The following is a 9,778-nucleotide window of genomic DNA, read 5'->3' as shown; positions in this document are numbered from 1 at the left end:
TAATACTGTAAGTGATATAGCTAATAGCATACTTGAAGATGTGAAAAAGAAAAGGTTTTGATTAAACTAATATGAAATATTGATTTTACATATTAGTTTATATGTTAGCTAATATATACAATTTAGATTGATATGCAAGTATCAATCTAAAGATTTTAATTTGTTGATACTTTTATTTATTACTCATTGATATCTTTAATTCATTATTCACCAATACCTAGATAGGTTGGGTGTTGATGAAATTTATTTACAAATTCTTCTTATATATTTCTTATCTTACTTATTTGAAAGTTTCTAAAAAGTTTCCAAACATTTCTATACTTTCATTGTTTTAATTTCAATACGGAGTAGAAAACAAATGCAAAGAAGAGTATTTTTAAAAGGTTCAGCTTTAGGTTCTATGGTGGCTTTTTTTGGAGGTTCAAATTTAAGTGCTGCAGTACTTAAGGATAAAGAGTTGTTAGGTTTTAAAGCTGTAAGTGCAAGCACAAAAGATGAAGTCATAGTGCCTGAAGGCTACGAGGCTAAAGTTTTGATATCGTGGGGAGATCCACTTTTTAGCAAAGCAAAAGCCTATGATGAAAGTAAAAATATCGATATAAATGCAGTGGATAATGCTCGCTTTGTTTTTGGAGATAATAATGATGGTATGAGTTTTTTTTCACTTTCAAAAAATAGAGGAATTTTAGCCATAAATAATGAATACATTAATCCTGAAATTATGTTTAATCATCAGGGTAAAAACTTGAGCAAAGAAGATGTTTTATATGAGCAAGCAAGTGTGGGTGTAAGTGTATTAGAAATTCAAAAAAAGGGTAATGAATGGGCTGTAGTTTTGGATTCTAAATACAATCGTAGAATTGATGCAAATACTAAAATGGAAGTAAGCGGAGCAGCTAAAAAAGAAGTTTTAAAAGATAAAAAATTTGCTTATGGAACTTTTGCAAACTGTGCAAATGGTCAAACTCCTTGGGGAACTTATATTAGCTGTGAAGAAAATTTTGATGATTATTTTGGAAGTTCTGATGAAAATTTAAAATTTGATGAAAATTTTAAGCGATATGGCTTTAAAACAAAAAGCGAATACAGCTGGGAAAAATTTGACGAAAGATTTGATCTAGCTAAAAATTTAGATGAAGCAAATCGTTTTGGTTGGATAGTAGAAATCAATCCTTTTGATGCAAAAAGCACTCCAATTAAAAGAACAGCCTTAGGTCGCTTTAAACACGAAAACGCAGAATTTATAGTAGAAAAAGATGGTTTGGTTATCGTTTATATGGGCGATGATGAAATCGATGAGTTTATTTATAAATTTGTTAGCAAGCACAAATATGTAAAAGGTGGAGATACAAGTAAAATTTTAGATGAAGGAACTTTGTATGTAGGCCAATTTAATGGCAATATAGGGGATTTTAGAGGCAGTGGAAAATGGATAGCTTTAGAGTATGGTAAAAACGGCTTAGATGAAAGTAAAGGATTTAAATCACAAGCTGATATACTTATCAATACCCGCCTTGCTGCAAGTGTAGTGGGTGCAACTCCTATGGATAGATGCGAGTGGATAGCAAGCCATAAAGAAAGTGGCTCTAGGGAAGTTTTTGCTACTTTAACCAATAACAAAAACCGTACACAAGCTAATGCAGCTAATCCTAGAACAAAAAATCTTTATGGGCAAATTTTAAAATGGATACCAAAAAATTCACACAAGGATGATGAATTTACTTGGGAAATTTTTACTCTTGTGGGCAATCCTGACAATCAAAAAGGTTTAAACAAAGGGTCAAATAATATCACTAGTGAAAATAAATTTAATTCTCCTGATGGACTTAAATTTGATAGAGATGGAAGACTTTGGATACAAACAGATGGTTCTTATTCTAATAAAGGCGAATATGCGGGCATGGGAAATAATTGTATGCTAGCGGCCAATCCAAAAACAGGTGAAATCAAACGCTTTTTAACAGGGCCTATAGCTTGTGAGATAACAGGAATTGCTTTTGATGAGGATTATACTACTATGTTTGTAGGTATACAACATCCAGGAGAAGGACTTAAGGGTAGTACTTTTCCTTATGGAAAAACACCAAGATCAAGTATAGTAATGATAAGAAAACTTGATGGTGGAGTTATAGGAGCTTAATTAAAGATCCAAAGAACTTATAATAATATCTCTTTTATCCCAAAGATTAAATAAGATCAAAATTATAAGTTCTTCTTTGTTTAGATTGTTTTAAGTCTTAAAAAATCTAGGACAAATTCCTAGATTAATGCAAGCTTTCTATATAAGCCATAGCACTAAGCGCTGCTACGGCTCCATCGCCTGCGGCACAAATAACTTGTTTTGGAGCATCTTTTCTAAGATCTCCTGCTGCAAAAAGCCCAGGAACATTAGTTTGCATTTTAAGATTGACACTTACTTGTCCACCTTCTTCCATATCGCATAGGAATTTTCCATCATCTTGTTTTAAAATTTCATTTCTTACATTAAGTCCCACAAAGGTGAAAATTCCTGGCACATTTAAATCTCTAATGCTACCATCTTTTAATTTTACTTTCACGCCTGTAACACCCATTTTATCACCATACACTTCATCTATGCTTGCACTAGTGATAAGTTCGATTTTTTCATTTTTCTTCACTTTTTCTACTGTAGAAGGCGCAGCTCTAAATTCGTCCCTACGGTGGATTAGATAAACTTTAGAGCAAATATTGGCTAGATATAATGCTTCTTCTAAAGCAGTATCACCACCACCTAAAACCGCTACTTCTTTATTTTTATAGAAAAAACCATCACAAGTTGCACAAGTGCTTACACCCTTGCCAAAAAATTCATCCTCACCTTTAAAACCTGCTCTTTTTGGAGCAGAACCAGTGCAAACTATCACTGCTTTTGCAAGTTCTGTTTTACCGCCCTCTAGTCTAATGGTAAAACTTCCATCTTCATTTTTTGAAATTTGTTCTACACCTACCATTTCATGCTTTAAGCCAAAACGCATACATTGCTCACTCCAAGGTGCCATAAAAGAAATTCCATCCATAACTTGTGCAACACCTGGATAATTTTCAATTTCCGAACTAGAAGTAATTTGCCCTCCTGGCATCCCTTTTTCAAACATTACTACATTTTTAAGACCACCCCTAGTTGTGTAAAGTCCAGCACTAAGTCCTGCAGGTCCTCCACCTATAATTGCTACATCTAACATTCTTTTTCCTTTGTAATTTGAATTTTATTAATAATGATATACAAATTATTCTTAATAGTAGTTAATAAAAATTATTATTTAGTATAAATTTGAAATTTTTGAATAAAAGGCTAGTAAAACTAGCCTTGAAGATTTTTATAGTAAAGAATTTAATTTATCGCTGATTGCTTGTTTTGATTGAGCACCAACTAATTGATCTACCACTTCACCATTTTTAAAGAAGATAAGAGTAGGGATAGAGCGAACGCCAAATTCAGCTGCTAAATCGCCTTGCTCGTCTGTATTTACTTTACAAATTTTTGCTTTACCGTCAAAGTCATTCGCAAGTTCATCAATTACTGGAGCAAGCATTCTGCAAGGTCCACACCATGGAGCCCAAAAATCAACTAAAGCAACACCTTCTTTTGCTTGTGCAAAATTATCACTTGTTAATTCGATATATTTTCCCATAATTTTTCCTTTCACTAATTTTTGTAATTGTATTTTATTTTTTTAAATATTAGCTTAAAAACTGATATTTTCAAAAAATTGTATCATATCATCACTAATACAGATAAGATCGATTTGAAAATCATTCAAAATCCCGTGTTTTAATTCATAAAATTCTATAGTTTTTAAAATTTTTTCATATTTTTTAACATTTAAGCGTTCAGAAACTTCATAATTATTTTGAGTAAATTTAACCTCGATAAAATGTAAAATTCCATCTTTTTTCGCAATGATATCAATCTCGCCAAATTTTGAACGAAAATTACGCTTTAAAATTTCAAATTTTTGTTTTTTTAAAAATTCGCAAGCCTTATCTTCGCCTAAAATTCCACTAAGATATGATGCAAATCCCATTATTCTTCTATACGCATCATAAAAGGCTTAGCCTTGATAAAATCTTGTTTTTCCAAGATAGAAAGTAAATTTTGAATACTTTTTTCAAAGGTATGATGAGTAGTAAAAAATAAAGTGCTATAAGTTTCACCCTGTTTTGGTTTTTGCAAAAAGCTGTCTATCGAAATATTATTTTCACTCATAAGTTGAGTAATTTTAGATAAAACCCCTGTTTTATCTTCTACTTTTAATCTTAAATAATATTTTGTATAAATTTCATCTCTATTTAAAAGTTTAAAATTTAAATTATTTTCAAAGCCCATCATAGGACCTTTAGCTTCATTTCTTGCTATATCCATAAGATCAGCGATAACAGCACTTGCTGTAGCATTTCCTCCTGCACCTGCTCCATAATAAAGACTTTCGCCAAGTATATCACTGACTATGCTAATAGCATTCATCACCCCATCGACTTTTGCTATCATTTTATCTTTACTGATCATAGTAGGATGCACTCTTAATTCTACTATGGAATTTTGGGCTTTAGCTATGCCTAAAAGCTTGATAGTAAAGTCAAATTCTTTTGCAAAATACATATCTTCAGCAGAAATTTTACTGATACCTTCGATTAAAATATCTTCAGGTTTAGCGCGTAAACCATAAGCAATGCTTGCTAAAATCAAAAGCTTGTGCGCAGCATCTTGCCCTTCTATATCAAAGGTCGGATCTGCTTCTGCATAACCAAGTTCTTGCGCTTTTTTTAGCACATCATCAAAATTTAAACCCTTGCTATTCATAGCGCTTAAAATATAATTGCTCGTGCCATTGAGTATACCTTCAATACTCAAGATATTATTTGCGCTTAGTCCTTCTTTTAAAGCTTTGATAATAGGAATTCCGCCTGCAACACTTGCTTCATAGCCAAAAGTTGTATTTTTAGCTAACTCTTCAAGCTCATAGCGATGATAAGCAAGCATAGCTTTGTTTGCAGTGACTACAGGCTTATTTTTTTTAAGAATTTCACTGATAATTTTAAAAGGTGTTTCAACCCCACCCATTAATTCCACAAAAACATCCATATCATCTCGTTGCAAAATTTCATCTACATTTGTAACGATAGGAATCAGGGCATTTTCTTTTTGGCTTTTAGCAAGAGCAATAACAGGAATGATATCTTGTCCGCATCTTGCACGAATGATTTCTTTATTTTGAATTAAAACACGAGCAACAGCACTCCCTACAACCCCATATCCTAAAATAGCAACCTTCATTTTATTCTTCTTTCAAGTATTTTTTAATATTGCGTGCAGCTTGACGAATGCGGTTTTCATTTTCTATTAAAGCAATTCTTACATACTCATCTCCAGCTTCACCAAAACCAATACCTGGACTCACAGCTACTTCTGCGTGCTGCAAAAGTTGTTTAGAAAATTCCAAGCTTTTTAAATACATTTTACTTTCAGGCAGTTTTGCCCAAACAAACATACTAGCTCTTGGTTTGTGAAGTTTCCAACCCGCATTTTCAAATGCTTCTAGCAAGATATGCATTCTTTTATCATAAGTAGCACGAATTTCATCTACACAACTTTGATCCCCATCTAAAGCTATGGTAGCAGCTACTTGTATAGGGGTATACATACCATAATCAAACCATGATTTTATCTTTTTAAGAGCAGCTACTAAGCGTTTATTTCCAACTGTAAATCCCACACGCCAACCTGCCATATTGTAAGATTTTGAAAGAGTGTAGGTTTCTACAGCAACATCTTTTGCGCCCTCTACTTCTAAAATAGAAGGGGTTTTATAATCATCATAAGTTAAATCCGCATAAGCGATATCAGAAATAATATAAAATCGCTCTTTTTTTGCAGTTGCAACCAATCTTTCATAAAAACTTTTTTCACAAGTTACCGTTGTTGGATTGTGTGGAAAATTAACCACTACATATTTTGGACGCGGAATGCTTTCATGCAGGGTTTTATCCAAATCTTCAAAGAATTTGTTTTCATCAAGCTCAAATTTTTCATTATATTTAAGAGGCATTTTAGCTACATTTCCTCCTGCTATGATAAAAGCTTGAGTATGGATAGGATAAGCTGGAGCTGGCACTATAGCCACATCTCCTGGATTGATAATCGCTCTTGCTAAATTGACAAAACCCTCTTTAGAGCCCATAGTCGCTACTACTTCACTTTCAGGATCTAAATTTACTCCGTATTTTCTTTTATACCAATTGCAAATAGCTAGGCGAAGTTTATAAATCCCCATAGAGGTAGAATACCCCGAAGTTTTGTCTTTATTGGCGCTTTCACAAAGTTTATCAATGATATGTTGAGGGGTTTTACCATCGGGATTTCCCATAGAAAAATCGATGATATCCTTTCCAGCACGCCTTGCTGCCATTTTGATCGCATTTACTTCTGCAAAAACATAATTTGGAAGCCTTTCTATGGTATTGAAACGAATTTCATCAAACATTTCTCTTCCTTTTTATTTTTTTAGGGTGATTTTTAAACCTCTTCGGATATTGTCTAAACTATACATATCACTTACAATTGCATAAACTGCACCGCTTGGAATAAGCTCTGAAAAATGATTATTTTGAGCTTGACTCTTGACTGCTTTAATAAGATTTAAATTTTTATCTAAAAATAACACTTTAGGAAACCAAAAATCAGCATCATGAGCATCAATCATCAAATTTGAAGCCCCTTGAAGAGTAAATACATAATCTTTAAGCGGTCTTTCTAAAGCTTGTGTGGAATTAAGTTTTAAATCAATATTAGTATTAAGCTGAGCATTTTCAAAATTTAAATCATACTCATAGTCATAAGTACCTATGCGCTTGATATTGTCTATATAAACTGAATTATCTTTTAAAAGAGCGTATAAGGCACCTGGATCTAAAATGTATTGAGATTCTACTTGTATGGTATAGTCTATATTGCCATCGCGTAAAATCATATCCGTAGGAATAAAATATATATATCCAAGATTTGTAAGTGCGTCAGTTAAAATCTTAAAAAATACAACAGAATCTGCTTTAGCTTTAAAATTAAGCTTTAAAGTTCGAGGCTCTGGTAGAGTTAGGTTGATTAAAGAATTGGTTTTTAAAATTCTTGCAATTTTAGCTATGTCTGGATTGCCTTTATTATCCATATAGCTGGAGCTAGGAAACAAAAGACGCAATTGAGAATCTTTAGAAGGATTAGCAACTAAATTTTTCGCTAGCTCTAAACTAGAAACAGCAAAAACAGAATTAGCTAAAAATAAAAAAATAAAGATTTTTTTTACCATTCTTTACCTTTGTTTAACTTCATAAACTCAGCCGCCGAAATACTTGTAATTTTTCCATCTTTAATCAAAAAGCGCTTTGAATTTCCCGCAGGAAATTTTTGTTCTTTTCCATTTTCATCAAAAACACTTAAAGCCGCAGCTCCTGTTAAAACCAAACGATTTACTTCTAAAGAAAGATTAAAATCATTTTCTTTTACAAGACCAGTTTTTCTATAATTTGATAAATCAATCAAACCTATCCAAATTTTACCCGAAGCTTTAAAATGAGCTTCTTTATTGAGAGCTTTTGAGACTTCTGCAACTTCTTGATTTGTTGTTGCTAAAGAATCATTTGTGCTTAAATTTTCTTCATTGGCATTTGTATTATTTGGTGTGGTAGAAATTTGTTTTATTTCTTCTTTTGTATTGTTAAGTTCTGTATTTTGTATTTGAGTTAAATTGGCTTCTGTTTCATTTTCTTCAGCTTGATTGTCAATCACAACTACATTATTTTCTAAAGCTTTTAGGTTAGATTGTGCTTTTCCGATAATATCTACAACGGCCGCACTTGAGTTGTTTTGATCCTTTTGAAAAAAAGATTTAATATAATCAAAATAATAAATCCCAAAACCTATAAGTGCTATAATTATAACTATAATTATAAAAGATACAAAACTAGTTGACTTTTGGCTATAAGCATCTAATTTAGGGGTTATCATCTTAGGCTTGGTGGTTGTATCGTTAAGATTATTTTCATTGAGATAGGTTTCAAATTCTTCATTAAAATCTGTAAAATCAAGTTCGTATTCACGACTTAAAATTTTTACGAAACCAGGGACATTAAAACGATTTAAGGTGGCAAAATCCTTTTTAACTAAAGCTTCTAAAAAATCCAATTCAATTTTTGTTCTAGCAGCAACTTCTTTTAAATTTAAATCTTCAATTTTTTTCCAATTAAGCATTTATCATCCTATCACAAAGTATTGCAAAAGCTACACTGACATTAAGGCTGTCGAAATTATTTTTCATTTCTATGCCTACACATTCATCGCATTTTTTTATTATTTTAGCACTTAATCCCAAACCTTCACTTCCTAAAATCAAAGCTTTTTTACCTTCATCGACTTTATAATGATGAATTTGTTTACCTCCACTTGCACTAGCAAAAAGCTTAAATCCTACTTGTTTAAGCTCATTTAAAACGGTAAAAATATCATTATTTAAAGTAATTTCAAGATCTAGCGCCGCTCCACTGCTCGTGCGGATAACGCCTTCCATCGCAAGTCTTTCGCCGATAAAAATAAGTCCATCCACTCCTAAAGCATAAGCTGTTCTTACGATAGCTCCTATATTTCCAACATCACTGATACCATAAAGAATAGCTATAAATTCACCCTTTTTAAGAGTGTGCAAATCTTTAAATTCATACTCTTTAATATCTAGTAAAAAACCTTGATGATTTCCGCCTTTAGCATAAGCTTGGGCTGTTTTAAAATCAAGTTTTTTGATCTTAAAGCCTGAACTAGCAATTTTTTTAAAAGTTTCTTTGTCGCACTCTTTAGCTAAATAAAGCTCATTTATAAGCTCTTTATGTCGTTCTAAAATATAAAAAAATATCTGTTTTCCATAAACTATCATTCTAAATTTTACCTAACTTTGACTTAAAAGCAGTTTTTGATAAATTTCTTTTGGATTTTTTCCATTCATCTTTGCCAAAAGCTTGCTTTTTGTTTTTAAAGGTATTTCAAGCTCTAAAATATCATTTTCACACAAGGAATGACTAATGTTATCTTTATCATTTTTAGCTAACACAACAACCCACTCACCCTTTAAATTTACCTGTTTTAATTCATTAAAAAGATCTATAGCCTTGCCTTTAAATTTGGCTTCAAATTTTTTAGAAATTTCTTTAATCGCAAAAACTTCTCTTTGACTATCTAAAATAGCTATTTGTTCTATTAAAGACAAGATGCGTTTAGGAGATTCGTAAATAACACTAGGATAAGGATGATTGAGTATTTTTTGGATATCTTTTTGGCGTTCTTTGCCTTTATTGGCTAAAAAACCCATAAAAATAAATTCTTTTTTGCACAAAGCCGAGCTTACAAGTGCCACCAAAGCTGCATTAGCACCGGGTAAAACTTCAAATTGAATATCATTTTCTAAAGCAAAATCAATTAAAAATTGTCCAGGATCACTAATCCCTGGCATACCCGCATCACTCAAAAAAGCAATGTCTTGATTAAAAAATTCCAAGTCTAAATTTTCTAAAACTTTTTTTTCATTGTGGGTGTGAAAAGATATAAATTTTTTATCTCCAAAATCGATTTCAAATTTAGAAGAAAGTAAAGAAAGTAAAGACTTGCTTACCCTTGTATCTTCACAAAAAAAAATATCGCAAGTCTTTAAAAGCTCTAAAGCACGAAAAGAAATATCGCTTAAATTTCCTATGGGTGTAGGAATAAAATAAAGCATAA

General features: G+C 31.8%; 10 protein-coding genes. 1 reads left to right on the top strand and 9 read right to left on the bottom strand.

Annotated features, from left to right (window positions below):
- The first annotated feature begins 358 nt into the window (after positions 1-358).
- On the top strand, positions 359-2,140 hold the full coding sequence (locus tag BGS43_RS06095; RefSeq protein WP_096569193.1) for a PhoX family protein: 1,782 nt from the start codon (positions 359-361) through the stop codon (positions 2,138-2,140).
- Positions 2,141-2,264: 124 nt separating this feature from the next.
- On the opposite strand, the gene trxB is transcribed toward BGS43_RS06095, so the two are convergent.
- The 9 genes from trxB to rsmI all read right to left on the bottom strand — a co-directional run bounded on the left by trxB (position 2,265) and on the right by rsmI (position 9,776).
- Entirely contained in the window at positions 2,265-3,203 is a 939-nt protein-coding gene (gene trxB, locus BGS43_RS06090) for a thioredoxin-disulfide reductase (RefSeq protein ID WP_025399297.1), read from the bottom strand.
- Between the two features lie 135 nt (positions 3,204-3,338).
- Positions 3,339-3,653, bottom strand: a complete 315-nt coding sequence (trxA, locus tag BGS43_RS06085; RefSeq protein ID WP_002778629.1) for a thioredoxin — start codon at positions 3,651-3,653, stop codon at positions 3,339-3,341.
- A gap of 54 nt (positions 3,654-3,707) precedes the next feature.
- Positions 3,708-4,046 (bottom strand): YraN family protein, encoded by a 339-nt coding sequence (locus BGS43_RS06080; RefSeq protein ID WP_002825605.1) that lies wholly within the window; start codon positions 4,044-4,046, stop codon positions 3,708-3,710.
- Positions 4,046-5,296 carry a homoserine dehydrogenase gene (locus BGS43_RS06075; protein ID WP_096569190.1) on the bottom strand — a complete coding sequence of 417 codons (1,251 nt, stop codon included), beginning with the start codon at positions 5,294-5,296 and terminating at the stop codon, positions 4,046-4,048. Before BGS43_RS06075 ends, BGS43_RS06080 begins: the two co-directional genes overlap by 1 nt.
- Before the next feature lies 1 nt (position 5,297).
- Positions 5,298-6,503 carry an LL-diaminopimelate aminotransferase gene (locus BGS43_RS06070; RefSeq protein WP_002778622.1) on the bottom strand — a complete coding sequence of 402 codons (1,206 nt, stop codon included), beginning with the start codon at positions 6,501-6,503 and terminating at the stop codon, positions 5,298-5,300.
- Positions 6,504-6,515: 12 nt separating this feature from the next.
- Positions 6,516-7,322: a hypothetical protein gene (locus BGS43_RS06065; RefSeq protein WP_025399298.1), complete on the bottom strand. Its 807-nt coding sequence runs from the start codon at positions 7,320-7,322 to the stop codon at positions 6,516-6,518.
- Positions 7,316-8,263: a hypothetical protein gene (locus BGS43_RS06060; RefSeq protein WP_096569187.1), complete on the bottom strand. Its 948-nt coding sequence runs from the start codon at positions 8,261-8,263 to the stop codon at positions 7,316-7,318. The genes BGS43_RS06065 and BGS43_RS06060 overlap by 7 nt, the downstream gene beginning before the upstream one ends.
- The gene (gene rlmB / locus BGS43_RS06055) at positions 8,256-8,939 is read right to left on the bottom strand and encodes a 23S rRNA (guanosine(2251)-2'-O)-methyltransferase RlmB (RefSeq protein WP_002825612.1); all 684 of its coding nucleotides are present in this window, start codon (positions 8,937-8,939) and stop codon (positions 8,256-8,258) included. The genes BGS43_RS06060 and rlmB overlap by 8 nt, the downstream gene beginning before the upstream one ends.
- 12 nt (positions 8,940-8,951) lie before the next feature.
- Positions 8,952-9,776, bottom strand: coding sequence for a 16S rRNA (cytidine(1402)-2'-O)-methyltransferase (gene rsmI / locus BGS43_RS06050; protein ID WP_002825613.1), 825 nt, complete (start codon positions 9,774-9,776; stop codon positions 8,952-8,954).
- Positions 9,777-9,778: the final 2 nt, after the last annotated feature.

The organism is Campylobacter sp. 110 (assembly GCF_002383965.1).
Classification (GTDB): Bacteria; Campylobacterota; Campylobacteria; order Campylobacterales; family Campylobacteraceae; genus Campylobacter_D; species Campylobacter_D coli.
The sequence above is the reverse complement of the archived record's forward strand: the minus strand, read 5'-3'. Positions and strand labels throughout refer to the sequence as shown.

Bases quoted from the DNA above. Each gene is read 5' to 3' on its own strand.
- BGS43_RS06080 (WP_002825605.1), bottom strand. From the start codon at position 4,046: ATGGGATTTGCATCATATCTTAGTGGAATTTTAGGCGAAGATAAGGCT.
- rlmB (WP_002825612.1), bottom strand. From the start codon at position 8,939: ATGATAGTTTATGGAAAACAGATATTTTTTTATATTTTAGAACGACAT.
- trxA (WP_002778629.1), bottom strand. From the start codon at position 3,653: ATGGGAAAATATATCGAATTAACAAGTGATAATTTTGCACAAGCAAAA.
- rsmI (WP_002825613.1), bottom strand. From the start codon at position 9,776: ATGCTTTATTTTATTCCTACACCCATAGGAAATTTAAGCGATATTTCT.
- BGS43_RS06065 (WP_025399298.1), bottom strand. From the start codon at position 7,322: ATGGTAAAAAAAATCTTTATTTTTTTATTTTTAGCTAATTCTGTTTTT.
- BGS43_RS06075 (WP_096569190.1), bottom strand. From the start codon at position 5,296: ATGAAGGTTGCTATTTTAGGATATGGGGTTGTAGGGAGTGCTGTTGCT.
- BGS43_RS06060 (WP_096569187.1), bottom strand. From the start codon at position 8,263: ATGCTTAATTGGAAAAAAATTGAAGATTTAAATTTAAAAGAAGTTGCT.
- BGS43_RS06070 (WP_002778622.1), bottom strand. From the start codon at position 6,503: ATGTTTGATGAAATTCGTTTCAATACCATAGAAAGGCTTCCAAATTAT.
- BGS43_RS06095 (WP_096569193.1), top strand. From the start codon at position 359: ATGCAAAGAAGAGTATTTTTAAAAGGTTCAGCTTTAGGTTCTATGGTG.
- trxB (WP_025399297.1), bottom strand. From the start codon at position 3,203: ATGTTAGATGTAGCAATTATAGGTGGAGGACCTGCAGGACTTAGTGCT.